Annotated in this window: 27 protein-coding genes and 2 tRNA genes; 17 read left to right on the top strand and 12 right to left on the bottom strand. The window is 63.3% G+C overall.

The features are described from left to right. Position 1: 1 nt before the first annotated feature. Together EPL04_RS02015 and EPL04_RS02010 are read right to left on the bottom strand one after the other, a co-directional pair. Complete coding sequence (locus EPL04_RS02015) at positions 2-1,090, bottom strand: radical SAM protein (RefSeq protein WP_134668921.1); 1,089 nt, start codon at positions 1,088-1,090, stop codon at positions 2-4. Positions 1,091-1,096: 6 nt separating this feature from the next. Then, positions 1,097-1,615, bottom strand: a complete 519-nt coding sequence (locus EPL04_RS02010; RefSeq protein WP_134668919.1) for a halocyanin domain-containing protein — start codon at positions 1,613-1,615, stop codon at positions 1,097-1,099. 154 nt (positions 1,616-1,769) lie between these two features. Here EPL04_RS02010 and EPL04_RS02005 point away from each other — a divergent pair, with 154 nt between their 5' ends. The 11 genes from EPL04_RS02005 to EPL04_RS01955 all read left to right on the top strand — a co-directional run bounded on the left by EPL04_RS02005 (position 1,770) and on the right by EPL04_RS01955 (position 11,600). Then, the gene (locus EPL04_RS02005) at positions 1,770-2,324 is read left to right on the top strand and encodes a hypothetical protein (RefSeq protein ID WP_134668917.1); all 555 of its coding nucleotides are present in this window, start codon (positions 1,770-1,772) and stop codon (positions 2,322-2,324) included. A gap of 86 nt (positions 2,325-2,410) precedes the next feature. Beyond that, on the top strand, positions 2,411-2,959 hold the full coding sequence (locus tag EPL04_RS02000; protein ID WP_134668916.1) for a metal-dependent hydrolase: 549 nt from the start codon (positions 2,411-2,413) through the stop codon (positions 2,957-2,959). A gap of 85 nt (positions 2,960-3,044) precedes the next feature. Next, on the top strand, positions 3,045-3,257 hold the full coding sequence (locus EPL04_RS01995) for a DUF2249 domain-containing protein (RefSeq protein ID WP_134668914.1): 213 nt from the start codon (positions 3,045-3,047) through the stop codon (positions 3,255-3,257). Beyond that, positions 3,254-4,600 (top strand): hypothetical protein, encoded by a 1,347-nt coding sequence (locus EPL04_RS01990; protein WP_134668912.1) that lies wholly within the window; start codon positions 3,254-3,256, stop codon positions 4,598-4,600. Before EPL04_RS01995 ends, EPL04_RS01990 begins: the two co-directional genes overlap by 4 nt. 75 nt (positions 4,601-4,675) lie before the next feature. Then, positions 4,676-5,056 carry a cupin domain-containing protein gene (locus tag EPL04_RS01985; protein ID WP_134668911.1) on the top strand — a complete coding sequence of 127 codons (381 nt, stop codon included), beginning with the start codon at positions 4,676-4,678 and terminating at the stop codon, positions 5,054-5,056. Positions 5,057-5,111: 55 nt separating this feature from the next. Continuing rightward, the gene (locus tag EPL04_RS01980) at positions 5,112-5,339 is read left to right on the top strand and encodes a DUF2249 domain-containing protein (RefSeq protein ID WP_134668909.1); all 228 of its coding nucleotides are present in this window, start codon (positions 5,112-5,114) and stop codon (positions 5,337-5,339) included. Next, positions 5,339-5,647 (top strand): cupin domain-containing protein, encoded by a 309-nt coding sequence (locus EPL04_RS01975; RefSeq protein ID WP_134668907.1) that lies wholly within the window; start codon positions 5,339-5,341, stop codon positions 5,645-5,647. Before EPL04_RS01980 ends, EPL04_RS01975 begins: the two co-directional genes overlap by 1 nt. 220 nt (positions 5,648-5,867) lie before the next feature. Then, positions 5,868-8,156: a nitric-oxide reductase large subunit gene (locus EPL04_RS01970; RefSeq protein WP_134668905.1), complete on the top strand. Its 2,289-nt coding sequence runs from the start codon at positions 5,868-5,870 to the stop codon at positions 8,154-8,156. A gap of 165 nt (positions 8,157-8,321) precedes the next feature. Further along, complete coding sequence (gene nirK / locus EPL04_RS01965; RefSeq protein WP_134668903.1) at positions 8,322-9,386, top strand: copper-containing nitrite reductase; 1,065 nt, start codon at positions 8,322-8,324, stop codon at positions 9,384-9,386. Positions 9,387-9,609: 223 nt separating this feature from the next. After that, positions 9,610-10,764 (top strand): galactonate dehydratase, encoded by a 1,155-nt coding sequence (dgoD, locus tag EPL04_RS01960; RefSeq protein ID WP_134668901.1) that lies wholly within the window; start codon positions 9,610-9,612, stop codon positions 10,762-10,764. Between the two features lie 2 nt (positions 10,765-10,766). Then, positions 10,767-11,600: an SDR family NAD(P)-dependent oxidoreductase gene (locus EPL04_RS01955; RefSeq protein ID WP_245154514.1), complete on the top strand. Its 834-nt coding sequence runs from the start codon at positions 10,767-10,769 to the stop codon at positions 11,598-11,600. A 55-nt stretch (positions 11,601-11,655) separates the two neighbouring features. Here the strand turns inward: EPL04_RS01955 and EPL04_RS18975 are convergent, their stop codons facing one another. The 5 genes from EPL04_RS18975 to EPL04_RS01930 form a co-directional block, all read right to left on the bottom strand. Beyond that, positions 11,656-12,210, bottom strand: a complete 555-nt coding sequence (locus EPL04_RS18975; RefSeq protein WP_209019545.1) for a hypothetical protein — start codon at positions 12,208-12,210, stop codon at positions 11,656-11,658. 101 nt (positions 12,211-12,311) lie between these two features. Continuing rightward, on the bottom strand, positions 12,312-13,370 hold the full coding sequence (locus tag EPL04_RS01945) for an inorganic phosphate transporter (protein WP_134668897.1): 1,059 nt from the start codon (positions 13,368-13,370) through the stop codon (positions 12,312-12,314). Positions 13,371-13,713: 343 nt separating this feature from the next. Then, positions 13,714-14,832 carry an MFS transporter gene (locus EPL04_RS01940; RefSeq protein WP_134669020.1) on the bottom strand — a complete coding sequence of 373 codons (1,119 nt, stop codon included), beginning with the start codon at positions 14,830-14,832 and terminating at the stop codon, positions 13,714-13,716. 712 nt (positions 14,833-15,544) lie between these two features. Further along, positions 15,545-15,616, bottom strand: a tRNA-Thr gene (locus tag EPL04_RS01935). Between the two features lie 55 nt (positions 15,617-15,671). Then, positions 15,672-16,340, bottom strand: a complete 669-nt coding sequence (locus tag EPL04_RS01930) for a DUF7114 family protein (RefSeq protein ID WP_134668895.1) — start codon at positions 16,338-16,340, stop codon at positions 15,672-15,674. A 60-nt stretch (positions 16,341-16,400) separates the two neighbouring features. On the opposite strand from EPL04_RS01930, the gene EPL04_RS01925 reads away from it, so the two are divergent. Further along, a complete protein-coding gene (locus tag EPL04_RS01925; protein WP_134668893.1) occupies positions 16,401-17,093 on the top strand; it encodes an enoyl-CoA hydratase/isomerase family protein in 693 nt (230 codons plus the stop codon). 106 nt (positions 17,094-17,199) lie between these two features. Then, a complete protein-coding gene (locus EPL04_RS01920) occupies positions 17,200-17,823 on the top strand; it encodes a hypothetical protein (RefSeq protein ID WP_134668891.1) in 624 nt (207 codons plus the stop codon). 25 nt (positions 17,824-17,848) lie between these two features. On the opposite strand, the gene EPL04_RS01915 is transcribed toward EPL04_RS01920, so the two are convergent. Further along, positions 17,849-18,646, bottom strand: a complete 798-nt coding sequence (locus EPL04_RS01915) for an NAD+ synthase (protein WP_134668890.1) — start codon at positions 18,644-18,646, stop codon at positions 17,849-17,851. 119 nt (positions 18,647-18,765) lie between these two features. On the opposite strand from EPL04_RS01915, the gene EPL04_RS01910 reads away from it, so the two are divergent. The 3 genes from EPL04_RS01910 (at position 18,766) to EPL04_RS01900 (ending at position 20,805) form a co-directional block, all read left to right on the top strand. Further along, a tRNA-Gly gene (locus EPL04_RS01910) sits at positions 18,766-18,836 on the top strand. Between the two features lie 158 nt (positions 18,837-18,994). Continuing rightward, positions 18,995-20,185 (top strand): tyrosine-type recombinase/integrase, encoded by a 1,191-nt coding sequence (locus tag EPL04_RS01905; RefSeq protein ID WP_134668888.1) that lies wholly within the window; start codon positions 18,995-18,997, stop codon positions 20,183-20,185. A gap of 89 nt (positions 20,186-20,274) precedes the next feature. Then, positions 20,275-20,805: a hypothetical protein gene (locus EPL04_RS01900; protein WP_134668886.1), complete on the top strand. Its 531-nt coding sequence runs from the start codon at positions 20,275-20,277 to the stop codon at positions 20,803-20,805. A gap of 4 nt (positions 20,806-20,809) precedes the next feature. On the opposite strand, the gene EPL04_RS18570 is transcribed toward EPL04_RS01900, so the two are convergent. Then, positions 20,810-21,040 (bottom strand): hypothetical protein, encoded by a 231-nt coding sequence (locus EPL04_RS18570; RefSeq protein ID WP_167599393.1) that lies wholly within the window; start codon positions 21,038-21,040, stop codon positions 20,810-20,812. Between the two features lie 43 nt (positions 21,041-21,083). Next, positions 21,084-21,845, bottom strand: coding sequence for an uL15m family ribosomal protein (locus tag EPL04_RS19490; protein ID WP_134668885.1), 762 nt, complete (start codon positions 21,843-21,845; stop codon positions 21,084-21,086). A gap of 459 nt (positions 21,846-22,304) precedes the next feature. Between EPL04_RS19490 and EPL04_RS01890 the strand changes: the two genes are divergently transcribed. Continuing rightward, positions 22,305-23,012: a hypothetical protein gene (locus EPL04_RS01890; protein ID WP_134668883.1), complete on the top strand. Its 708-nt coding sequence runs from the start codon at positions 22,305-22,307 to the stop codon at positions 23,010-23,012. A gap of 532 nt (positions 23,013-23,544) precedes the next feature. Here EPL04_RS01890 and EPL04_RS01885 read toward each other — a convergent pair. Together EPL04_RS01885 and EPL04_RS01880 are read right to left on the bottom strand one after the other, a co-directional pair. Beyond that, the gene (locus tag EPL04_RS01885) at positions 23,545-23,703 is read right to left on the bottom strand and encodes a helix-turn-helix domain-containing protein (protein WP_245154512.1); all 159 of its coding nucleotides are present in this window, start codon (positions 23,701-23,703) and stop codon (positions 23,545-23,547) included. Positions 23,704-23,789: 86 nt separating this feature from the next. Further along, entirely contained in the window at positions 23,790-24,677 is an 888-nt protein-coding gene (locus EPL04_RS01880) for a ParB/RepB/Spo0J family partition protein (protein WP_134668879.1), read from the bottom strand. Positions 24,678-24,680 lie beyond the last annotated feature (3 nt).

Here is a 24,680-nt window from a genome sequence, read left to right as displayed (position 1 = left end):
CTCACTCGCCCTCCCACGGGAGCGGTCCGTCGTAGCCGTCCGGGACGAACGCACACAGCGGGTCGCTCTCCAGCGGATCGCCGGTGGCGGCGTAGGCCCGCGAGCGACTCCCGCCACAGACGTTCCGGAACTGGCAGGCCCCGCACTTGCCCTTCAGCCCGTCTTTGTCCCGGAGCGACGCGAAGAGGTCGGCGTTCCGATAGATGTCGGTGATCGACCGCTCGCGGACGTTGCCGGCCGACTCGGGCAAGAATCCCGAGGGGAACACTTCGCCGCGGTGGCTCACGAACGCGAAGCCGTCGCCCGCGGTGATCCCCATCTGGCGGCGTGGCGGGGCGTCGGTCTGCTGGACCGACACCCGCCGGTAGTGGGGCGCCTCGGTGGTCTTGACGCCGAACGGCCACTCCTCGCCTTCCTCGACCAGCCACTCCATCACGCGCTCGGCCCGCTCGGGCGAGACAGCATCGAGGGCCGCCCCGCGACCGACGGGCACGAGGAAGAAGACGCTCCAGAGCACCGCGCCGAGGTCCGCCACGAGGTCGGCGATGTCCGGCAGATCCGAGATCGTCTGGCGACAGACGGTGGTGTTGATCTGCAGGGGCAGTCCCGCCTCGCGGGCGGCCAGCGCGGCCTCCATCGTCTCCTCGTAACTGCCCTCCTCGCCGCGGAACGCGTCGTGGCTCTCGGCGGTCGCGCCGTCGACGCTGACCGCCATCCGGCGCAGGCCCGCGTCCGCGAGGTCCGAGACGGCGTCGGCCGACAGCGAGGCGGTCCCGCTCGGGGTCATCGTGACCGTGAGCCCGACGTCGGTGCCGTACTCCACGAGTTCGACGGCGTCGTCGCGCTTCAGGGGGTCGCCCCCGGAGAACACCACCAGTTGGTCCTCGCCGAACTCCCGGACGTCGTCGAGCAGCGCCTTGCCCTCGGCGGTCGAGAGCTCGTCGGGGTGGCGGTCGGTCTGGGCGTCGGCCCGGCAGTGCTCGCACGTCAGATCGCAGGCCTGCGTCAGCTCCCAGATGAGGACGAACGGCCGACTCGCGGTGTCGACTCGCGACGGCGGACCGCCCGACCGGCTGGCTGACTCGGACATCCGCGATTACTCCACGACGATTGCGCCCACCATTCCCATCGTCTCGTGGGGCGAGCAGATGTACTTGTACGTGCCGGCGCTCTCGAAGGTGTGCTCGAAGGTGAACCCTTCCTCGTCGGTCTGTTCGCTCTCGAAGTCGCCGTTCTCGGCGACCACGTTGTGGAAGCTTCCCTTCCCGGTCCACTCCCAGACGACGGTGGTCCCCGGCGACACCGCGACCGCGGCGGGCCCGAACCCGAACGCGCCGCCGTTGGCGTCGACGCCGACTTCGACGGTGACCTCGTCGGAACCGGTCTCGTCGACGACGCCGTCGAAGTTGCTCGTGTCGTCGAACCAGCCGTCGAACTCGTAGGAGTCCGAGCCGCCGTCGCCCGACTCGTCGCCGGATCCGTCGCTCTCGGTCTCGTCGCCACCGCCGCCGCCGCCCGAACCGCTATCGCTCGAACAGCCCGCGAGGGCGGTCGCGGTCGCGCCCGCCGCAGTCATCTTCAGTACGGTCCGCCGGTCGAATGTGTCTCGTTCCATCGGAGTCGTCACCTGTGTTCGCACTTTGGAATGGGCTATAAATACCGCTGGCTCCGATTCCCAGCCCGTGAAAATCGCACGAACACGTTCGCGAGCGCGCCGGACGAACACGTTCGGGGCCACGGCTACCCCGGCGCCGACCCAACGATAGGGTATGGTCGGATTTCCGCGCCCGTTCGCGTCGGCGGACGCCGACGACGCGACCTTCGACGAGTACGACGAGTTCGTCCCCGAGACAATCCCCGAGCCGGGGCCGTTCCTCGACGGCGCCGACGTGCTTACCGGCGACGACCACGTCGGGTTCCACCGGCTCACCCGCGAGATATTCGAGGATCGGGGGGTGTACGACGCGACGTTCGGGTACAACCTCGCGCGCCTGAACCTCGACACCCGCCACCCCGACGCGGGGTTCCGATACGCCGAGGCGCCCGACGACCCGGCCACGTTGCTCGCGGAGTTCACCCCGACCACGGAGTTCTGTCCCCAGAGCGACAGCCTCACCGTGGGGTCGTTTCGCGCGTGGAACGGCCTCGCCGACCGCCACGAGTACGACCGCGTCTCGGTCGCGGTCGCGCCGCTCCACCACGACAGCGCCCGGATCAACGAGAAGCTCCGGAGCCTCGAACGCCGCTACCGCGAGGACGGGTCGCTCCACGACGACCCCCGGGACGGGACCGACGACGAGGGCGATCCCGCGACGCCGTTCTGATCGAGCGGCGGTCGGCTCCCGGCAGGACCGCCGTCGCGAGGAGATCCGCCACCAGCGACTTACGGAGACGCGTCGAGGTTCGTCTCATGGTCGACGTACTCGGACACCTCGGTATGGCGCTCATCTGGCTCGCGCCCGCGTGGTTAGTGATCGACGCGCGCAAGACCGCGGCGACGTTCGTCGGCGTCGGCTTCTGGTTCGGCATGCTACCCGACGTCGACCTCGTGCTCTCGAACACGATCGGGACGGTCAAACACCACGGGATTTTCCACACGGTGCTGGCGGTCGGGATCATGGCGGCGGTCGTCGGTCCGATCGTCGGGTACGTGTTGAAAAGGGTCCTCGGCGGGTCGACGTGGTTCTCGGACGCGGCGGCCGACGATGCGCTCTCGCTCGGCGTCGTGATGGTGTTCGTGGCGGGCGTCGCCCACGTCTTCGCCGACATCCTCTCGGCGCCGGACATCTCGGAGGGGATCGAACCGTTCTGGCCGGTGTACGCCCAGACGCTCGGCATCGACCTCGTGTGGTACAACAACCCGTGGGTCAACTGGGGCCTGTTCCTCGGCGGCGTGGCGCTCAACGTCGCGCTCTACGTTCGCGCGACGCCAGAGCCTCCGCGGCGCACGCGGGCCTGAGACCGCGTCTCGAATCTGTCGTCGGCCGGGGGAGCCGAACATCTTCGGGGGAACCGCTACCGAAACGGCCCGCCGACGTACACACATGACGCGGACCCTCGACGCCCGCGAACTCGGCGGCGAGCCGTTCGGGGCGATCACCGAGGCGCTCGCCGACCTCGGCGACGACGAGACGCTGGTGGTGGTGAACAGCTTCGAGCCCGAACCCCTCTACGCGGTGCTCGACGAGCGGGGGTTCGACCACGACACCGAACGGCTCGCGCCCGACGAGTGGCGCGTGGAGATAACCCCGCGATGACCGCGATTCCCGGCGGGATCGACGCCGAGCGCGGCCCGCCGCTCGTCGTTCCCCTCGGCCACTTCGTGGTCGGGTTCGGCTTCCTGCTGGCGGGGAGCGCGCTCGGGGTCGCCGGCGCGGCCGGCGCCCACTGGGGGCTGTCGGGGCTCGCCCACGTCCACTTGCTTTTGATCGGGTGGGTCTGTGTCACCATCATGGGCGCGATGACCCAGTTCGTCCCGGTGTGGTCGGGGGTCGACCTCCACTCCCGGCGGCTCGCGCTCGCCCAGCTCGGGCTGGTCGCGACCGGACTCGCGGGGTTCGGGGCGGCGCTGGTCGCCGGCGCGCTCGCGTGGCTCCCGGTCGCGGGCGGGGCGATGCTCGTCGGCTTCTGGGTGTTCGCCTACAACGTCGCCCGGAGCCTCCCGCCGGTCCGGTCGCTCGACGTGACCGAGCGCCACTTCGCTCAGACGCTCGGCTACGCGGTCGTCGTGACCGCGCTCGGGCTCGCGCTCGCGGTCGACTTCGTCCGGCCGACGCTGGGAGCCGCCGGGCTGGTCCGGACGCGGATCGTCGCGGCCCACGCCACGCTGGCGGCGTTCGGCGTGATCCTGACCACCGTGATCGGCGCGCTCTACCAGCTCGCGACGATGTTCACCCAGACGGACCTCGACGCCGTCGACCAGCGACTCCGGCGGGTCGAGGAGTGGACCTACCCGGTCGGGGTGATCGCGCTCGCGGTCGGCCGCGGGACCGACGCGGCGGCGGTCGGGCTCGCGGGCGCGGTGTTGGTGCTGGTCGGGGTGCTCGCGTTCTCGGCGGTGCTCGCACGCACCCTCTCGCGGACCCGCGTCGAGCGCACGCCGATGCTGTCGCGGTACGGCGTCGCCGCGCTCGCGCTCCCGGCGTGGGCGCTCGCGACCGCGCCCGCGTGGCTCGCGGCCCCGACCGATCCGGCGGTCGTCTTCGGCCCGCCGGGCGTCGGTCACTTCCTGCTGGCCGGCGTCGTGGGGTTCGTCCTGCTCGGGACGCTTTACCACGTCGTCCCGTTCGTCGTCTGGCTCCGGCGGTACAGCGACCGGGTGGGACTGGAGCTGGTCCCGATGATCGACGACCTCTACGACGACCGGCTCGCGGCGGTCGACTTCTGGCTCGCGTTCGGCGGGCTCGGACTCCTCGTGGCCGGCGACGCGACCGGCATCGGAGTCGCCGGGCTCGCGGGCGGGGTCGCGGCGACGCTCGGGTTCGGGCTCTTCGCGGCCAACCTCGTCGGCGTGGTCCTGCGCCACGGCCCCGAGGCGCTCCGGATCGAGGTGCTCGCGGCTGAGGCCGCCGAGCGCGATCCCGACGACGGACTGCGGTGATCGGCCGGCTGTGCGCCGGACCGGCCGAACTTGTTCGGGGAACCGGTGACGGACGCGTCGGCCCCACGTCCGGACATGGTCGCGACAGATTTCGACGCCGAGCGCGAGTACGACGACGAACAGTTCTCGGCCCGATCGGTGTTCCGGAGCGACCGGATGAAGGTCGTGCTCGGCTACTTCGAGCCGGGCCAGTTCATCCCGGTCCACGCGCCCGACAGCGACGTGGCGATCACGGTTCGGCGCGGGACCGGCGTGATCCGAGACGGCGACGACGAGCACGCGGTCGGGCCGGGCGAGGTGGTGGTCGTCCCGGCCGGCGAAGACAGGGGCGTGCGCGCCGACGCCGACGGGCGCCTGGAGGCGACGCTGGTGACCGCGCCGCCGCCGACCGACGCCGAACACGAGCCGGTCCGGCGCGGGCTGGCGGCCGGCGAGTTCGATCCGACCGGGGAGTAGAGGCGAACATCTTCGGGAGAACCCCGAATAGCGACGTGGGCAAACGTTCGATCGCATGCCAACCCTAGATGTCCGCGAGATTCCGCCGCCGGAGCGCCACCCGATGATCCACCAGACGTTCGAGGACATGGACGCCGGCGAGACGCTGGAGATCGTCAACGACCACGAGCCCAAGCCCCTGTTCTACGAGATGCGGGCGGAGGTCGAGGCGTTCGATGCCGACGGCTACGAGATCGATCGCGAGGACGACGAGAAATTCGTGGCGAAGTTCCCCAAGCAGTGATGGTCGAGACCGCCAGCCTCGACGACCTGACCGAGACGCCCCGCGAAGTCGCGTTCCCCGCCAGCGAGCCCAAGACGGTGGGGCTGTCGCTGGCGGCGGGCGAGGAGGTGCCCGCCCACCGCCACCCCGACCGGGAGATCGTCGTCCACGCGGTGTCGGGACGCCTCGACGTGCGGGTCGACGGCGAGTCGAACGTGCTCGAACCCGGCGATCTCCTCCGGTTCGACGGCCGAGAGGAGGTCTCGCCGAAGGCCGAGCAAGACAGCACCGCGCTGTTGGTACTGGCCCGGCGAGCCGACGACGACTGACCCCCAGAGCGGCGGTCGCGACCGGGGCGCGCAGACGCACACTCCTCACTTTTCGCGCGGCGTGGGAGACGACCAGCCCGGCCGCCGTCCCGCGACGACCGCCCGGAGTCGCGGCGCCGGTCATCGGTGTCCCGACGCGCCCGAACGCGTTCGGCCGGGTTTCGAACCGCCGGGAATCGCGTTCCGGGTAAAAGGTCCCCGAACGGCAACCCCGAACTGTATGAGAGTCAAACGCAGCACGCTCGCCAAGATTCTGGCAGTCGTGTTCGTCCTGAACCTGGCGGTGATGGGCGTGGGCGCGTGGTACTCCTATCAGGAGGCCCCGCCGATCCCCCAGGAAGTCGTCGGTCCCGACGGCGAGACGGTGGTCACCGCCGAGCAGGTCCAGGCGGGCAAGACGACCTTCCAGTCGAACGGCATGATGAACCACGGGTCGATCCTCGGTAACGGCGCGTACTACGGCGCCGACTACACCGCCGACGCGCTCGACCTGAAAGTAGCGCACATGCGAGACTACTACGCCCGCGAGCAGTACGACGCCTCGTACGACGCGCTCGCCGAGGACCAGCGGGCGACCGTCGACGTGGCGGTCGAGGGTGATCTCGGCGACGGCGAGCCGGGCGACCGGATCGAGTACTCGGCCGCCGAGGCGTACGCCCACGAGCAGGTCCGCGAGACGTACGTCGAGCGCTACCACGAGGGGAGCGCCGAGCGGGGCGTCCCCGAGGGGATGATCGAGAGCGAGGAGGAGGCCCGGGAGTTCGCGGACTTCGCGCTCTGGACCGCGTGGTTCTCCCACACCGATCGGCCGGCCGGCGACCACTCGTACACCAACGAGTGGCCCTACGAGCCCGCGGCCGGGAACGACGCCACCGGCGCGGCGATGACCTGGAGCGTCGTCGCGATGGTGTTGCTGGTCGCCGGGGCGGGCTTTGGCGTCTGGCTCTACAAGTCGATCGAGCTCCCCGAGCCCGACACCGAGGGCGTGACGGTGCCCCGGCCGAGCGAGGTGAACCTCTTCCCCGGACAGGCCGCCGCGCTCCGGTTCGTCGTGGTCGGGGCGGGGCTGTTTCTCGCGCAGGTCCTGCTGGGCGGACTGCTCGCCCACTACTACATCGAACGCGACGCGTTCTTCGGGCTCGGCGAACTGCTCGGCATCGACTTCCTCTCGATGCTCCCGTTCGCCATCGCCAAGACGTGGCACATCGACCTCGGAATCCTCTGGATCGCCACGCTGTGGCTCGGGGCGGGGCTGTTCCTCCCGCCGCTGCTGACCGGCCGCGAGCCGAAGAATCAGGGCCGATACGTCAACGGCCTGCTTGGCGCGCTCGTCGTGGTCGTGGTCGGGGGCCTCGCCGGGGTCTGGCTCGGCTCGAAGGGGTACTTCGACGGCGCGCTCTGGTGGATCCTCGGCAACGAGGGGCTCGAATACCTCGAGATCGGGCGGCTCTGGCAGGCCGGCATCCTCGTCGGCTTCCTCGCGTGGGCGGTCCTGACCGCCCGCGGGCTCAAGCCCCTGCTCGACCGCGAGCCCCGGTACGGCCTCGCGCACATGATCCTGTACGCGGGCGGGTCGATCGCCCTGCTGTTCTGTGCGGGGTTCCTCTACACGCCCCAGACCAACATCGTCGTCACGGAGTTCTGGCGGTGGTGGGTCGTCCACATGTGGGTCGAGGGCGCCTTCGAGTTCTTCATCGTCGCGCTGGTCGGGGTTACCCTCACCAGCATGAACCTGCTCGATCGGCGCTCGGCCGAGAAGGCGGTGATGGTTCAAGCCCTGCTCGTGATGGGGACCGGCGTCATCGGCGTCTCGCACCACTACTGGTGGGTCGGCCAGCCCGACATGTGGATCCCGATCGGGAGCGCGTTCTCGACGCTCGAACTCATCCCGCTGGTGTTCATCCTCTACGAGGCGATGGGCCAGTACCGCGCGATGGCGGCCAGCGGCGAGTCGTTCCCCTACACGCTCCCGTTCATGTTCATCGTCGCCAGCGGGATCTGGAACTTCGTCGGGGCGGGGGTGCTCGGGTTCTTCATCAACCTCCCGTTCATCAACTACTTCGAGCACGGCACCTACCTCACGGTCGCCCACGCCCACGCCGCGATGTTCGGCGCGTTCGGCCTGCTCGCGCTGGGGATGGTCGTCTACATGCTCCGGATCGCGGTGCCCGAGGCCAAGTGGCGCGAGCGCACCCTCCGGTGGGCGTTCTGGACGTGGAACGCCGGGCTCGCGCTGATGGTCGGGATCAGCCTGCTCCCGGTCGGATTTCTCCAGCTCGAAGTGGCGTTCACGCAGAGCTACGACGCCGCCCGGAGTCTGGCGTTCTACGAGGGCGAGCTCGTTCAGTTGCTGTTCTGGGCCCGGATGCCCGGCGACGTGCTCGTGATCCTCGGAACCGCCCTCTTCGGCTACGACGTGGTCAAGAAGATTCGGGTCCGCCGCGAATCGGCGAGCGAGGCGCCCGCCGACACGCCGGCCGCGGCCGGCGGCGTGCTCGACGACGACTGACCGGCCACACTTCTTTCGGTCTCGCCCGGCGGCGTCGAGACTGACCGACGGTTCTCAAACTCTGAGAACCCGGTGAACGTGTTCGTCGGCGTTCCGTCCGACCGAGAATCGCCGACCCGGTTGAAGGTGGGTCGGTCGCTATCTGCAAGTGTAAGGTGACTCCCAATGCCTCGAACCAATCGGCGGACGGTCCTGCAGGGTATCGGCCTCGGCGGCGCGGCGTCGCTCGCCGGGTGTGCTAGCGAAACCGCTCCGAGCGCGACGGACACGACCATGCAACAACAGACTACGACGAAGACGACGACCGACCGAGTGGCGGCCGACCCGACCGACATCCCCGACCCCATCGACCGAAGCGAGCCAAAGACGGTTTCGAGGACCCTCCGGGCCGAGGAGGTGACCGCCGAGATCGAAGACGGGGTCACGTTCGACTACATGACGTACGACGGCCAGATTCCGGGGCCGATGATCCGGGTCCGGCGGGGCGACACCGTCGACCTCACCTTCGAGAACCCCGAGGAGAACACGATGCCCCACAACGTGGACTTCCACGCCTGCTACGGGCCAGGCGGGGGCGCCGACGCCACCACCGTCCCGCCGGGCGAGAGCGCCCGCCTTCGGTTCAAGGCGACCTACCCCGGGGCGTTCATCTACCACTGCGCGGTGCCGAACATGGACACCCACATCTCGGCGGGGATGTTCGGCATCATCCTGGTCGAGCCCGAGGACGGCCTGCCCGAGGTCGACCACGAGTTCTACGTCGGCCAGCACGAGCTCTACACCGACAAGCGCGCGGGCGAGAGCGGCCACCACGCCTTCGACACCGAGGCGATGCGCCGCGAGGAGCCCAGCTACGTCCTGATGAACGGCGAGAAGTACGCGCTGACCCCGGACGGCCGCGGGCCGATGACCGTCGAGACCGGCGACACCGCCCGGGTGTACTTCGTGACCGGCGGCCCCAACCTCACCAGTAGCTTCCACCCCATCGGCAACGTGTGGAAAGAGCTGTACCCGAAGGGATCGCTCACCTCCCGGACCCAGAAGTACATCGAGACGACGCCCGTCCGGCCGGGCACCGCGACCGTCGCGACCATGGACTTCCCGGTCCCCGGCGGCGTCAAGCTGGTCGACCACTCGCTGACCCGGGTCGCCCGGAAGGGGTGTATGGCCGTGATCGCGGCCGAAGGCGAGGAAAAGCCAGACGTCTTCGACCCCGAACCCGATCAGTGAGCGCCCCACACTCGCCACGTCGTCCGACGTCGCCGATCCGACCTCGGTGACGTGTGGAGAATCGGCGTCTCTCGTCCCGACTCGCCGACCGCTCTCGGTCGGTGAGCCGAACGCCAAACCTTATCAGCCGCCGCCGCGTCGCTCCCCGGTATCTGACGATGACACTCCGAGAACCGACGCCGCGTCGCGTCCCCGCGCCGTCCCGTCCCCGTGGTGGTCGGGCGTGACCGACCGGATCATCGACTACGAACTGTACGAGGTCCCGCCGCGGTGGCTGTTCGTCCGACTGGAGACGAGCGACGGGACGGTCGGCTGGGGCGAACCCGTCGTCGAAGGGCGGGCCCGCACGGTCCGGACCGCCGTCGAGGAACTGCTCGACACCTACCTCCTCGGGGAGCCGGCCGGCCGGATCGAGGACCACTGGCAGACGATGTACCGCGGGGGGTTCTACCGGGGCGGCCCCGTCCTGATGTCGGCGATCGCTGGCGTCGATCAGGCCCTCTGGGACATCAAGGGCAAGCGGTTCGGCGCGCCCGTCTACGAGCTTTTGGGCGGCAAGGCGCGCGACCGAGTCCGGGTGTATCAGTGGGTCGGCGGCGACCGCCCCGAGAACGTCGCCGAGGCCGCCCGGGAGAAGGTCGAGGCGGGGTTCAGCGCGCTCAAGATGAACGCGACCCCCGAGATGCGTCGGATCGACTCGCCGGCCGCGGTCGACGCCGCGGTCGATCGCCTGCGGGCGGTCCGGGAGGCGGTCGGCGACGAGGTCGACGTCGGCGTCGACTTCCACGGCCGGGTCGCCAAGTCGATGGCAAAGCGGCTCGCGGCCGCGCTCGAACCCCACCGGCCGATGTTCATCGAGGAGCCGGTGCTCCCCGAACACAACGACGCGCTCCCCGAGATCGCCGCCCACACCACGACGCCGATCGCGACCGGCGAGCGGCTGTTCTCGCGGTGGGACTTCAAACAGGTGTTCGAGAACGGGAGCGTCGACGTGGTCCAGCCGGATCTGAGCCACGCCGGCGGCATCACCGAGGTCAAGAAGATCGCCGACATGGCCGAGGCCTACGACGTGGCGCTTGCGCCCCACTGTCCGCTCGGCCCGATCGCGCTGGCGTCCTGCGTCCAAGTCGACGCCACCGCGCCCAACGCCCTGATCCAAGAGCAGAGCCTCGACATCCACTACAACGAGACCAGCGACGTACTCGAGTACCTCTCGGACCCGTCGGTGTTCGACTACGAGGACGGCTACGTCGACCTGCCCGACGGTCCGGGCCTCGGCGTCGAGATCGACGAGGACCACGTCCGGACGGTCGCGGGCGACGTCGACTGGCACAACCCCGTCTGGCGCCACGAGGACGGCGGGGTCGCGGAGTGGTGACCGTGTCCGACACCGACCGCCCCCGGCGCTTCGAGGGCGAGACGGTCCTCGTCACCGGCTCGACCCGCGGCATCGGCGCGGGCGTCGCCGAGCGGTTCGCCCGCGAGGGCGCGAACGTGGTCGTCACCGGCCGGAGCGAGGACGACGGTGCGGCCACCGTCGCCGACGTCGAGGCGGCGGGCGGCGAGGCGACGTTCGTCCGGGCGGACATGCGCGACCCCGACGACATCGCGGCGCTGGTCGAGGCGACCGCCGCGGAGTACGGCGGCCTCGACGTGCTCGTGAACAACGCCGGCGTCGAGACCGACACCGGGGCGGCCGAGGCGTCGATCGACGACTGGGAGCTGGTGCTCGAAACCGACTTCCGGGCCTACTGGCTGTGTGCGAAGCGCGCCCGCGAACAGATGGACGAGGGCGCCATCGTCAACGTCTCGTCGAACCACGCGTTTCTGACGATGCCAGAGATGTTCCCGTACAACGCCGTGAAGGCCGGGATCAACGGGATGACCCGGGCGATGGCGCTCGACTTCGGGCCGGCGGTCCGGGTCAACACCGTCAACCCCGGGTGGGTCGCGGTCGACCGGACGACCGAGCAGATGGACGCTTCGTACCGCGAGCACCTCGAATCGATCCACCCGGTCGGTCGACTCGGCCGGCCCGCCGACGTGGCGGGCGCGGTCGCGTTCCTCGCGAGCGACGACGCCGCCTTCCTCACGGGCGAGTCGCTACTGGTCGATGGCGGGCGGACCGCCGTGATGCAGGACGACGCGCTACCGGACTACCGCGAGCGCCGAGCGACGAACGGCGACGAAACCGAGAGCGAGGAGCGACGGTAATCCGAGGGGCGGCGACCGGCGGCGCTCGACCACCATCGGCATCGTCGTCCTGACATCAGGCCGACGAGTCGTCCGGACGAGACTCCTCGTCGTCGTCGAGCTGTTCGGTCACGCGCTCGTCGATCTGCTCGTCGAGATCCCCGATCTCGGCCTCGATCGCTTCCTCGACCTCGCGTTCGACTCGCTCGTCGACCCGGTCTTCGACCTGCGTCGCCACTTCCGATTCGACCTGCGTGGTGACCTCCTCGTCGACCTGCGCTTCGAGTTCGGTCGCGACCTCCTCGTCGACCCGATCTTCGACTCGGGTCGCCACTTCCGATTCGACCTGCGTGGTGACTTCGTCGGCCACCTGATCCTCGACTTCGGACTCGACCTGCCGCTCGGCCTCCTGGGAGATCCGCTCTTCGAGGATCCGCTCGTAGATGGACATCTTCTCCCAGATCCGCAACAGATAGCCGACAACGAGCCCGCCCTCGAACGCCGCCACGCGCGGGTCGACGCGAAACACGAGATAGCCGAAGCCGACGACGAAGAGCAGTCCGTACAGCAGTTCGATGTGAAACTGGGTCTGTCGCCCCTGAAAGCGACCGCTGAGTGCCTCCAGTGACATGGTCGTCCGATAGTTCGAAGCTGTCGGCCAAAAGCCTGACTCGTACCGGACCGAGACCCCCGCGACCGGCCGACGCCGCGGCCGCCTCTCCGGTCGATCGCTCACGAGAGGAGCCGGAACTGCTCTGCGAGCTCGAAGGTGACGAACGCGATCAGCCCCGCGGCCGTCGGGGTGGCGATCCACGTCGTCACGATCCGCTTGGTGGTCGCGGGATCGAAGAGGTCGAGCTGATCGGCGGCCCACGTCGAGCGCGCCTCGTCGGTCGGCCCGTCGGGGTCGACCATCGCGTGGATCGGGACCCGGCGGCTCGCCCGGCCCCAGCCGAGCCCGATGACGCAGGCGGTGAGCACGACCGCGAGGCTCGCCGGGATGCCGGCCCAGCTCAGCCCGGTGAGGATCGACGCCGCGATGAGTTCGGCGATCAGCGACGCCTCCAGCGAGAGGTCGGTGATGTCCTCGCCGACCGTCTCCATGGTCCGGGGGCCGAGCGCGAAGGCGCCGACGCCGATCGCCACCCCGCCGATCGCGACACCGGTCGTCATGCCGAGCTCGCCCGAGCCGACCAGCGGCGCGACCGCGTTGGCGACGTTGGACGCGCCCGCCGAAAACGCCATGTAACACCCGATAGCGATCACCGCGAATTCGGCGAGGCGGCCGGAGTCGCCGGATTCGAGGTCGAGGGCGTCCACGACCGCGTCGTAGAAGTACCGCCCGACGAACGCACAGAGCCAGAACGCGAGGATCGTCGAGAGGAGCCACCACATGCCGACGACCCCGACGGTCCGCCAGTCGAGCACCCCGAGAGCCGCGCCCATCCCGACGACCGCCGCGACCGCGGTCTGGCTGGTGCTGGTCGACACCTTGAGCACGTTCCCGAGCAGGATACCGAGGCCAATGAACAGGAGGATACCGATCGACGCGCCGAGCGTGAAGTACTGGGCGGGGACGAAGTCGGTCCCGAGCGTGTCGACGACATTCGTTCCGATCGTAAACCCGCCGAGCACCACGAACACGGCCATCAGCCCGGAGGCCCGGCGCATCGACAGCACCCCGCTCCCGGTCGCCGGTCCGAACGCCACGCCCGTCGAAGAGCCGCCGACGTTCACCCCGACGAAGACGGCCGCGATCACGCCGACGACGAAGATCGTCGACACCGCCATACGTCGATCCGTAGCGCGCAGATCGGCAAAAAGACGGTGGTTTCTCGGCGGGCTGGCGTGATAGCTACGCGGAACGGGCCGTTTGAAGGCCGAGCGCGACCGGCGGCGCTCGGGCGGGGCGCGAACGTGTTCGGTCGCGCGGGACGCCCATCGGGCCGGGTCGGGATGCGCGTTCGTCGCGCTCGAGACCACCTCGGCGACCGAGAGAAACGACACACCGAAGACAGCGCGCAGAGTCGGCATCGCGACGACTCGTGGTGAACGTTCGGCGAAATCGGACGCTCCGAGTGGACGCTCACCGTCCACCGAGACTCCGGAGCCGTCGGGCCAGAGAGCGTAGCGTTCACTCAGACACCGGGATTTCCCAGACGAGGATCGCGCCAGACCCCACGACGAGGACGCCTCCGGCGACCGCCAAGGCGAACAGCGGCGACACACGATCGGAGATCACACCGCTCCCGAGTTGGAACGGAACGACCGCCAAGCCACTGACCATCGCCATCGAGCTGAGGACGGTCGCCCGTCCGAGCGTCTCGATACGATCGTTGACGTATTGGCCGGCGAACGATCGCGTCACGTCCGAGAGCCCACGGGCGACCAGGAACGTCGGGAGTGCGAGGATCGGAACGAAGTACATCCCGACGAGGGCCGTTCCGACGACGAACGGCAGTATCAGGAACCACGACCGGACGCCGATCGTCGCCTTAATCGCGCCGGTGTAGTAACTGATCACCGCTCCGACGAGACTGTACCCCGCGTAAAACCACCCCAAAAGCGACTCTACCTCCGATTCTGACACGCCGGCGCTCACGACGACCGTCTCGAAGATCGGCTGAACGAAGACGAACACGAGGTACGTGACCGCCGCGTAGAGGACGTAGTAGTAGAGGATGAACGATCGGAGATTCCGGCGCGAGAGGGCGTCTCTGACGATTCCAACGGTCCTGTGGAGGCTCAGGTCGTCGGCGTCGGTTTCCCTGTAGCTCTCGGGTTCGCCGAGGGTGAGAACAACGACGGCACCGAGTCCGGTAACGGCGGCGGCCACGAACCACGGATACGAGAGGTCGACGCTTCCGAGGTACCCGCCGGTGATCGCCGCGACAGCGCCGACGGCGAGGGACGCAGACTCGCCTCGCCCGCGAACGTGGGCGAACTCGCTCTCCGAGAGGTCGTCGGTGAGGGTGTCGTAGAGCCACGCGTCCTCGCTTCCCGACCGGAAATTGTACCCCATCGACCAGCAGACGTAGAGGACCGCCAGCGCGAGGAACGACTCGGAGAGGCCGATACCCAGCAACGTGACGGCGATCAGTACGGTGCCGACGAGCAGGCTGTTCCGGCGGCCGATTCGGTCACCGACGTAGCCGGTCGGAATCTCACCGACCAGCGTCGTCACGTTGTACAGCGCCTCCAGGATCGCGATCTGGGTGAAGCTGAGTCCCTGCGCCAGGAAAAAGAGGTACATGATCGGCCGGTAAAACTCGACCGCTTTGGTCGACTTGTAGAGGTAGTATTTGAGGACGGTTCTCCGCCCAGAAATCCCGAAAGGAACGTTCACGGGGCCCGGGTTGACGAGTCTTCGATAACTACGTTGTGTTATGCCGATTCGACGAGATCGTAATACTCAGGCTTCGTCGGGCCCCTACCTAGCCGACCCGTCTCGCGTCGAGGAGGTCCCCAGCAAGAGACCGAACGCGCAGGTGACGAGACCGACGAGCAATTCGAGTCGGACGAAACCGGTGTTCGGTCCGTAGTCTCGCCCGTACCGGGCCGCGTCGTGGACGAGAACGACCCCGCTCACGAGGAGTACGGCGGTTCCGAACAGTGGTGGCGTACACCGGCGGTGTTCGCCATCCTCAGATCCTACTCGAGGTCACGATACACATGTTCCTACGATCGGGTTTCGACGGGGCCGATAATCCGGATCCTCTCGGAAGTTCGCTGTGCAGAACGAGTGTGTGAGCGCCAGAGCACCGTGAATACGGGCGGCGACCGGTCTGGTCGAATGGACGGCGTCTCGGGACGGGTCAGATCCGGATCTTGCCAGAGTTCTACTAAATGCGTTTTCCGCACGGTGCAGGGACTGAAATGTGCCCTGCGTTCAGCACGGCTGGTGTCGTGGATCGTTTGAGAGCCAGAGCAACGGGCGCCTACGAGGTCGTCGCCAGAACGGGAGAAGCCTAGGCCGGGATTTGAACCCGGGCTCTCGTCCTTACCAAGGACGCGCTTTACCTCTAAGCTACCCAGGCGCTCGAACGCATTCTACGATAAGCCCGGAACCCTCTTTAGGCGTTTCGATTCGCACTAGGGATCGGTTGCCGACGGGTGGGCCTCGTCGGCCCCGTCGAACTTCCGGGGGGTCGGCACGTCGGCCATCGCCTTGGCGACCTCCTCGGGGAGGGTCTCGGGCGGTTGCGGACCGTCCTCGCCGACGGCGGCCGCCAGTTCCCCGGCGTACGACCGCAGCGAGTCGGAGGGGTCGACGCCGAACGTGGTCGTCCCCGCGAGCACCGCGAGTTCGAACACGTCGGCCTCCAGGGCGTGGGGCGGCGACTCGCGGCCCTGTTGGCCCTCGGTCTGGTCGCGGCCGAACGATTCGACCGTCTCGACCGCCTTGTCGGCGGCTTCGGTGTGCGCGAGCAACGAGAAGCCCCGAGCGACCATCACGTCGGCCGCGATGATGTCGATGTTGCTGTCGGTGTAGGGCGGCTCGCGGTCCCACGGCGACTCGTCGGCGAGCGCTCGCGTGAGCCCGAGCCCCTCGTAGATGAGCTGGACGCCGGCGGCCCGGTCCTCGACGCCGCTGGCGCCGGCGTCGGCGGCCTCGACGGCGCGTGCAGACGCGAGGGTGAGCACGCCCGGCACCATCGCCGAGTCGTCCAGCAGCGAGTGAATTCGTTCGCGGAGGGGACCGGGCGTGACGTCCCGTACCGCTCGTCGTCCCGCCTTTCGTGCCCTGACGGCCGCATCCATTAGGCGATCCTAGCGACGGCACCGCCAAAGACCTTTGGAAACCGACTCCGAGGGACGAACGTGATCCGAATCGAGGACGGAGACCGGGTCAGAACCGTCACCGTCGACCGCCCCGAGCGCCGGAACGCGCTCACCAGAGAGGGGCTCGACGCGCTCGAAGCCGCCGTGACCGGGGCCGACCGACCGGTGGTGTACCTCCGGGGAGCCGGGTCGGCGTTCTGCGCCGGCGCGGACCTCGACGTCGTCGAGGGACTCGATCGGGAGGCCGCCGAGGCGTTCGCCCAACGAGGCCAGCGCGTCGCCGACGCGATCGAGGCGGCCGACGCCGTCGTCGTCGCCGGCGTCGACGGCCCGGCCCGGGGCGGCGGGGTCGAACTCGCGCTCGCGGCCGACATCCGGGTCGCGACTCCGACGGCGACGTTCGCCGAGCCCGGCGTCGCACTCGGGCTGTTCGGCGCGTGGGGCGGAACCGTCCGCCTGCCGCGGATCGTCGGGGAGGGCGAGGCGCTCGATCTCGCGCTCTCCGGGCGGACCGTCGACGCCGAGGCGGCGCTCCGGATGGGGCTCGTCTCGCGAGTGACCGACGAACCCCGCGCGGTCGCCGACGAGGTGGCCGCCCACGACGCCGAGGCGGTCGGCGTCGTCAAAGAGCGCGTGCGCGACGACGCTCCCGCGAGCGACCAGCGGCGTCGTGAGGCCGCGGCGTTCGGCCGACTCGCCGCCAGACGCGCCGACGCCGGAACCGAGGGGTGACGGTCGGTGGGCGCGGCGACCGACTGCCGGAAGACGAGTCGAGCGCTCCGCCCCCGAACTGTCCGTAAGACGAAGACTAAAACGCCCGGACGCCTAGCGTTGGGGCATGAGCGTCGAGGAGTGTGACCACTGCGGGGAGGGGTTCGACGACGAGGAGACGTATCTCAGACACCTCGAAAGCGAACACGGCGACGACCTCAGCGCGATCGAAGTCCGCCGGGTCGCCGGGCTCGACTCCGACGAGGGCCCCAGCGTCGCGGCCTACGCCGGCGCAATCGGGGCGGTCGTAATCGCCGGACTGCTTGCGTACCTGCTGTTTTTCTCGGGCGCGAGCGGGGGCGTTCCCGGCGGCGCGGACGCGGCGAGCGCGGAGACGACGCCGACCGGAATCGGGAGCGCCCACTACCACGGCCAGATACAGGTCGAGATCGGCGGCGAGCGCCTCGACTTCAGCCGCGACCGGTTCCAGCTCCGGGCCGACGCCTTCCACTTCGAGAACGGCAACGGCCAGCGGTGGCACGGCCACGCCCGGGAGGTCACGCTGGGGTGGGCGATGGCGTCGCTCGGCATCGATGTGACCGACGAGAGCGTGACCTACGACGGGACCACCTACCGCGACGGCGAGGACGCGACGGTCGCCGTCGAGGTCGACGGCGAGCCGGTCGACCCGGAGAGCTACGTCCTCGAAGAAGGCGATTCGATCCGCATCGTGGCCGAGAGCGGCGAGTGATCGACCGACGGGACGAGCGCCGGGGTCAGTCGAGCGGCTCGGGCGACGGCGGCACCCGGCGCTTGTGGGCGCTTCGCTCGTACTTCTCCCGGACCGTCCGGACCTGCGCTTCGGTCACGCCCTCGATCTCGCGGACGAGCGCCGCCTCCGACAGCGGCCCGTCGACGTGGAGCGCGAGGATGGCGTCGAGGGTCTCGTAGTCGAGGCCGAGTTCGGCCTCGTCAGTCTGGCCCGCCCAGAGGCCGGCGGTCGCGGGCTTCTCGACGAGCTCGTCGGGCACGCCGACGTGGCTCGCGAGCTGGCGGACCTGCTGTTTGTAGAGGTTGCCGATCGGGTGGCAGTCGACCGCGCCGTCGCCGTACTTGGTGAAGTAGCCCACCAAGGCCTCGCTCCGGTTGCCGGTGCCGAGCACGACCGCGTCCTCGTGGTTGGCGACGAGATAGTTGAGCACCGCGCGGGTCCGGGCCCGGGCGTTGCCGACCGCGACCTGATCGCCCTCGGCCTCGGGGTAGGTGTCGAGGAACTCGTCGACGATGGGGTTGATCTCGAACACGTCGTAGGCGACGTCGAGCTCCCGGGCGACCCACTCGGCGTCGCTCATGTTGTCGTCGCGGCTGACCGCCCCGGGCATGACCAGCCCGTGGAGGTTCTCGGCGCCGAGCGCCTCGACCGCGAGGTGGGCGGTGAGCGTGCTGTCGATGCCGCCCGACAGCCCGAGGACGGCCCGGTCGGTGCCGGCCGCGTCGACGGTGTCGCGGACGAACTGGACGATGTGCTCGCGGCGGGCTTGGAGCTCCGATTCGGAGAATCGCAGGTCGATCATGGGCGCCGATAGGGGCGGCGACGACTAAAAGCCGCGGACGAGGCGATATTTCTGGACGAACGTACGGTCGGTCCGGAAGCGCTACGTTGAAGTGGCGGTAGGCGGAAAGTGTCGAGTGAGCGCCGGTGGTCTAGTGGTAGGACATGAGCTTCCCAAGCTCATAGCCCGGGTTCAATTCCCGGCCGGCGCACTCAACCCTCAAGGCGACCGATTTCGTCTTTTTCCGTTGGTTACACACCGAGAAGAAACGAGTGTGTAAAACCATGGAATCACTAACCGCCAAAACTCCGCGCTGTATTGCGATTCTTGAACAGGGTAAAGGTAACAACCACGGTTGGAGGTGTCCCTATGGATTTTGACCTCGGCTACGACGAAGAGAGTGCCTTTGACAAGCCGGAAGCCACCGACGTAGAACTCCCTCGGCCACCTATCTGCAAGAAGAATAAGAAAATCCTCGAAAAGTACGCACCTATCTACCAAGAGGACTACCACGAATTCAAGAAGTCATTCCTGAAGTGGCTTCTCACAAAGGGTAAATCCCCACAGAAGCACGAAGGCTACTCTGAAACAACCGTCATTCAGACTCACTACAAAATCGAGGAAACGTATCGGTGGATGTGGTCGAACCGAGGAGAATACACTAAAACTTTCACTCCCGACGAAGCCACCGAATTCCTCGAATACCTACAGAAACGTGCCGGGAAGGGGGATAACTACCTCGACTACATTCAGAAATCCGTTAAGCGTCTGTTCAACTACTGGCGCGACTCAGACAACAAACGGATTGAGGAGTGGGACCATGGCATAGAAATCCGGACAGACCACGGAAACAGCGAGAAGAAGGGCCATGACCGCTTCCGGCCGCATGAATTCCAAGAACTCTATGACGCCGCAATTGGTCTCAACGCCGTCAAGAGCTACTACAATCGGAATATGACATCCGACGAGCGGGACCGAATCAAAATCATGCTGGCACAACGGTTCGGGAAGCCAAAGAGCGAGATCGGACCAGAAGACTTCCAGCGAGCGAATTCGTGGAAAATCCCTTCTCTAATTGCCGTTACCCTTGATACTGGCCTTCGTCCGATAGAAGTTGGGAAGGCGAAAACCGAGTGGTTCGATATTGATAACGGCGAAATGCAGGTCCCAAAGGAAGAAGCGACGAAGAATGACGAATATTGGCAATGTGGTCTTTCCGATACCACTACGAACGCCGTTCTGAAGTGGCTGAAAGAGCGCGAAACCTACGACAAGTACCGAGGAAGGGATGAAGTATGGCTTACAGAGCGCGGGAATTCGTACAGCTCTGGGCCGTTGAACGACATTCTGAAGAAGCTCATTGATGAATCAAACATCAAGCCCGGAAACCGAGACCTCGTATGGTACTCTATCCGTCACGGGGTCGCTACGCATTGGGCCGAAAAGAAAGGAATCTACAAAGCAAAGAAACAGCTTCGGCACAGAGACATTGAAACGACTCTTGGATACACCCATCATTCTGGATCGACTTTAAGCCGGGAAGCAGATGAGATGTGGTGACAACCCTTCATCAACAGTATGAGAATATGAAAACAAACTAAAACCAACACATTTTATTATTACTATGGTGTAGGTTTTGTGAGCGTGTCATGGCGGGGGTGGATATTACCTTCCAAATTTTATACGGGATTTTCTCCGCCGCGTTAGGTGCAGTTTTTATTGAATTCCTCTCTAAAGTGAGGTTGCGAATACGGATAAAACGAGCACTTTATAGAGAGTTGGAAACCAATCAAGATATTCTTTCAGACCAAATAGAGAAAATAGAGCCGGTTAGTTGTTGGGATGGGCGAACCACGGAATCCTTCCACACAGACGCATATACAGCCTTAAGAGTTAACGATCCGGCCTTATTCTTTAAACTTAGAGAAAGGTGGCCAATCCTGTTCGACATATATAAAGATTTTGACTACTTAAACACAGTAAGAGACACTACATTAGTGGGCGAAATCCCCATCCCTGAAGAGGATCGAGAGGAATTCCTAAATAATCTTAAAGAGCATCGTGATACCGTTGATTGTTTAAGAGAAAACCTTGACGATGAGTGGTTCCGCCATGTCATGAACGCTCCAATCCACGAAATGGCCGATATTCGAGACATAGGCCAGAGCGGAGAAGATTGATGTTTTATAGTCGGACTTGGACTTTCTTTCCACCTTCTTCATCGTCATGGACCACTTCAAAGTCATCTTTGCCTTTAAGTTGCTCTTCCATATCATCAATCACTTTTTCCTCTTCTTCCTCTTCTTCCTCTTCTTCCTCTTCTTCTCCGTTTTTCATCGATTCATCTGCAATTTCGCCTAATTGTTGTATATCGATTTCAACACCGTTTTGTGAGCGTGGTTTTATCCGATCCATGGCCCTTGGTACGTTGTTGCACACATTTATAGATTCCCCAACTCTATCCCTCTTCCTCAGAATCTTCTATCTGTGGGTATTCTTGTCTCCAAACAGAAGCGAGTATATTCACCATTTGTTTTTTAGCATTATCTGTCAGTACCACGTTATTTTCTTCTTCCCGTGATTCAACAATTTCGTAGAGCCTTCTTTCAAACTCCTGACGTTCCTCTTCAGAAAGATTTAATTCCTCAGCCGCCAATTCGATTTGTCCAGAAAGACTTTCTTCGTTGATTTCCACCTCGATACTACGTCGCTCAGGAACTGTATCTGAACCTTCCTTTTCTGGCTCATCATCTTTCATCTTCTTGCCTCCTATCTGTTCGTGACTCTCTTCTGTGCTCAGAATCCTCCCATCTTCCCCCTCTATTAAAGAACGTGCTTCCTCGGAACAATAGTCGGTAATGACCTCAAGTGTGTTTCTCACCTGACCATTAGCAAGGAGTTTTACTTTATCAACATCGTCGTAGTCCACAACTTCCCGGAGATCAATACGGTATCCTCCGTTCACTTTTTCAGCAATGCCTTCTGCATAATATAGAGCAATGTCTTCATCAATTTCTTGTACGTTAACAACAGCGACGTCTTCTTGGGTTTTTTCTGGAGGAGTAAATCCCTCCTTCCCTAACTCATCATAGTTATGGAATTCATGTTTTGCACGCCCTGCTCTACCTCGTCCGCCTCGATTCCCTGCTCCACGGCGGTTTTTATGACTACCTCCACCATGAGTTCTTGAGCCGCGTTGCCGCCGTTTTTTCGACGTCATCCTTTGAGAGAGATGTTAGCTACTAACACGAACCAATATAATTACGTATTGGATAGTTCCAATAATCATTACTGGAGAATCAATCATCACACTTGGAAATCAAATCCCCCTGAGACCTTAGCCAAGAACCACAACTTTATATATCAACTAACATAGTCGTTTTTCCCTGGATCTCCGTTAACCTATTGAAATCCAGAAATCTCCTGAATGAGTGGCCTGCTCTATAGATGAATTACCAGTCCCTCAATGTTCCAACCCAATTGACGTCCCAACAAAACAATTATACTTCTTCATTGTGTCTGTAAGGGGGGGTAAGGATTCTACGCGAACTATATCAAAATTGTTGTAGGAGTTAGTAGAGGCAGAATCCAGAAGTAGCGCTGATTTTCGGTTTCGTTCTGAACAAAGAGATTCCAGAAAGCGGGAAGCAACGCGTTTCTCACTTATCAAGCTGTAATAATGTCAACAACACGCACTCAAAGCACCAAGAATAGCGCAGCAACAAATAGACACGAGAAGTGGGTTTCGTGGAAGAACTACTCACCATCTGATGGGGAAAGGGTGTCCAAGAGGTCGGCTCCGATTAACGCACCAATCCAAATAAACAGGACAAAGCCAGATATTGATGATCGAGAATTCAAAGGGAAGGCGTCAAAGGCAAAGCAAGAGTATTGGAGCCGTTTAAAAAAGGTGAACATCGGTCGTTGGAATGGGAAGTGGAGTCATGCCGGATATGAGCGGAATATCTTCAAAAAGAATCTCTGTGAAATACTGGCCGGTCATTTGGAACTCAAAGACCACCAAGCATCACGCATTACTCCGCTATTCCTTTCTCTTGATTTACGGGACTTTAGGAAATATGATCGCAATGTCCCTCGATCTGAAGGCGGGAAGCGAGACAAGTGGCCGCTAATCGTCTTCTGTATATGCATTCTTGTCTGTTGGGAGGATGGGAGGATATTCTACCCTGATCCAAACACAGGAGAAGATAAACGAGATAAGGTATTCGCACATATTGCAGAAAGACTCGGACTTGAAGATGATGTGATTGTTTCGTGTGTCGGCAAACTCCGTCATCATCTTCGTGACCGATTAGGAGAACCAAAGGATCCACCTATGGATCCAATTAAGTATCTCAACTGGTCGATGAAGTCGTCATCAGAATAGGGCGGGGGGAGGGGTATATAAAGTAATTTGTATTCTATTAAGTGAAGGCATCGCCGAGAGAGGATAGGCTTCTAAAGGAGATTAGGAGCAAAAACTACTCATAATGTACCCGAAAAAGCGGGAAGGCGAGGGAGCGAAGCGACCGACGCCGCTTCCTTTTCCGTTTCTCATAAAATAGCTGGATAAAGCTGGAAGTGTCCCACGCCGCCAGAATCCGTTTTAGCTCTGAAAAATAACCGGAAAAAGCTGTTTCATATCTTCCAAGCACGCCGCTTCTCGCCCTTTTCAGTCTCCTGTAGTAGTGGTTTTAATACACACTCCCAAATATATTACTATTAGTTATAACCTAATGAATCGGAATTCCGAAGTCACAGACAATATCCTATAGAGCCAGAGTTCTAACACATTTCAAGAAATCAAGGAAAGCAATGTAGCTCTCGAAAATTGAGAAATTTTTCTGAGCGGCTTACTATATCGCATCAATAGCATCAACCATCAATGTTCTAACCAAAAGCGCGAGAAAGGCGCGAAGTCAAGGTTTCCACCAGACAACAGCTCGCCAACCGACCTTCTTCTTTTTCAGGTCGCCACGCTCTTCCAGCTTCTCCAGTTTGTTGTAAGCAGTACGACGCACGATCTCTAACTCTTCGGCTACTTCTTTTGCTGTTCGAGGTTCATAGTCGGTGAACACAGCGAGCTTGGGAACATTTGTGGACAGAAAGTAGTTAAGATACAAAATCTCTCCGTCTCCTTGTCTTCTTCAACCATACATAATGGCTATGACGATGTAGTTTCATTATAGATTTCATTCAGCTTTTTTATTACTAATTGCTTCGTTGCTTGTTCCTTATTTATTCCCCTCTCTTTTGCCCATGCTTGTAATCTCTCGGCATTAGTACCTGTGAGAGTAATCCGTGGACGAATTTGCTCTTTGCCGGAAGAGACCGCTTCCCATTGGCTTTTTAATTCCTGAACGAAGTCCTTAGGATTATCAGTTGAATTAATTGCACTTCTAACGACTTTCTTGGGCATTTGATTTTTTATTATTATCTTTGCTGCTCTTTCTGCGAGGTGACCTTTTCCCATTACTCTTCGCAAATCAGCCAAAACATCATCAGCAATATATTCTGTATCAATCTCAGTCTCGACCTCAGGATCAAAAATTGTATCTTCCCAGAAGTTACGAGTCGGTTCTAAGTAGTTTCTCACGGTCTGAGGTCCTACTCCAAAATACTCAGCGATTCTTTCGCGTTCCCAGTCCTCTTCCAGCTTTTTAACTGCCTTTGCTCGGTCCTTTCGAGGAACATCCTTTTTTAGATGCTCGTTATTTTCATTAACAGATGCTGCTAATGCTTCCGTGTCATTTAAATCCTTAACGATCACCGGAATTTCGTCCAAGCCTACTGCTTGCGCCGCTTGGACACGGCGTTGACCGGCAAAAACCTTGTAACCGTCTCCATCTTCCTTTGGGCGAACTTGAGGGGGGTTTTCAATACCATTTTCAGCGATTGATTTTTCCAGGTCTCCCTTTGCTGTTCGAGGACCAGTATTGGTTGTTCGTTCATTTACTTCGTCAATAACAACATCTTGTGGATTAACCTGTTCTACTTGGAAGTCATGATGTTTGTACCCAGAACCATCCTCAGACTTCGACGCTTGCTCCATAAG

This window comes from Halorussus marinus, from assembly GCF_004521895.1.
Lineage (GTDB): Archaea > Halobacteriota > Halobacteria > Halobacteriales > Haladaptataceae > Halorussus > Halorussus marinus.
The sequence above is the reverse complement of the archived record's forward strand: the minus strand, read 5'-3'. Positions and strand labels throughout refer to the sequence as shown.

Bases quoted from the DNA above. Each gene is read 5' to 3' on its own strand.
- EPL04_RS01940 (WP_134669020.1), bottom strand. From the start codon at position 14,832: ATGTACCTCTTTTTCCTGGCGCAGGGACTCAGCTTCACCCAGATCGCG.
- EPL04_RS01985 (WP_134668911.1), top strand. From the start codon at position 4,676: ATGGTCGCGACAGATTTCGACGCCGAGCGCGAGTACGACGACGAACAG.
- EPL04_RS02015 (WP_134668921.1), bottom strand. From the start codon at position 1,090: ATGTCCGAGTCAGCCAGCCGGTCGGGCGGTCCGCCGTCGCGAGTCGAC.
- EPL04_RS01930 (WP_134668895.1), bottom strand. From the start codon at position 16,340: ATGGATGCGGCCGTCAGGGCACGAAAGGCGGGACGACGAGCGGTACGG.
- nirK (WP_134668903.1), top strand. From the start codon at position 8,322: ATGCCTCGAACCAATCGGCGGACGGTCCTGCAGGGTATCGGCCTCGGC.
- EPL04_RS01975 (WP_134668907.1), top strand. From the start codon at position 5,339: ATGGTCGAGACCGCCAGCCTCGACGACCTGACCGAGACGCCCCGCGAA.
- EPL04_RS01920 (WP_134668891.1), top strand. From the start codon at position 17,200: ATGAGCGTCGAGGAGTGTGACCACTGCGGGGAGGGGTTCGACGACGAG.
- EPL04_RS01995 (WP_134668914.1), top strand. From the start codon at position 3,045: ATGACGCGGACCCTCGACGCCCGCGAACTCGGCGGCGAGCCGTTCGGG.
- EPL04_RS01900 (WP_134668886.1), top strand. From the start codon at position 20,275: ATGGCGGGGGTGGATATTACCTTCCAAATTTTATACGGGATTTTCTCC.
- EPL04_RS02000 (WP_134668916.1), top strand. From the start codon at position 2,411: ATGGTCGACGTACTCGGACACCTCGGTATGGCGCTCATCTGGCTCGCG.
- EPL04_RS02010 (WP_134668919.1), bottom strand. From the start codon at position 1,615: ATGGAACGAGACACATTCGACCGGCGGACCGTACTGAAGATGACTGCG.
- EPL04_RS18975 (WP_209019545.1), bottom strand. From the start codon at position 12,210: ATGTCACTGGAGGCACTCAGCGGTCGCTTTCAGGGGCGACAGACCCAG.
- EPL04_RS01945 (WP_134668897.1), bottom strand. From the start codon at position 13,370: ATGGCGGTGTCGACGATCTTCGTCGTCGGCGTGATCGCGGCCGTCTTC.
- EPL04_RS01980 (WP_134668909.1), top strand. From the start codon at position 5,112: ATGCCAACCCTAGATGTCCGCGAGATTCCGCCGCCGGAGCGCCACCCG.
- EPL04_RS01880 (WP_134668879.1), bottom strand. From the start codon at position 24,677: ATGGAGCAAGCGTCGAAGTCTGAGGATGGTTCTGGGTACAAACATCAT.
- EPL04_RS01905 (WP_134668888.1), top strand. From the start codon at position 18,995: ATGGATTTTGACCTCGGCTACGACGAAGAGAGTGCCTTTGACAAGCCG.
- EPL04_RS18570 (WP_167599393.1), bottom strand. From the start codon at position 21,040: ATGGATCGGATAAAACCACGCTCACAAAACGGTGTTGAAATCGATATA.
- EPL04_RS01915 (WP_134668890.1), bottom strand. From the start codon at position 18,646: ATGATCGACCTGCGATTCTCCGAATCGGAGCTCCAAGCCCGCCGCGAG.
- EPL04_RS02005 (WP_134668917.1), top strand. From the start codon at position 1,770: ATGGTCGGATTTCCGCGCCCGTTCGCGTCGGCGGACGCCGACGACGCG.
- EPL04_RS01970 (WP_134668905.1), top strand. From the start codon at position 5,868: ATGAGAGTCAAACGCAGCACGCTCGCCAAGATTCTGGCAGTCGTGTTC.
- EPL04_RS01890 (WP_134668883.1), top strand. From the start codon at position 22,305: ATGTCAACAACACGCACTCAAAGCACCAAGAATAGCGCAGCAACAAAT.
- EPL04_RS19490 (WP_134668885.1), bottom strand. From the start codon at position 21,845: ATGACGTCGAAAAAACGGCGGCAACGCGGCTCAAGAACTCATGGTGGA.
- EPL04_RS01990 (WP_134668912.1), top strand. From the start codon at position 3,254: ATGACCGCGATTCCCGGCGGGATCGACGCCGAGCGCGGCCCGCCGCTC.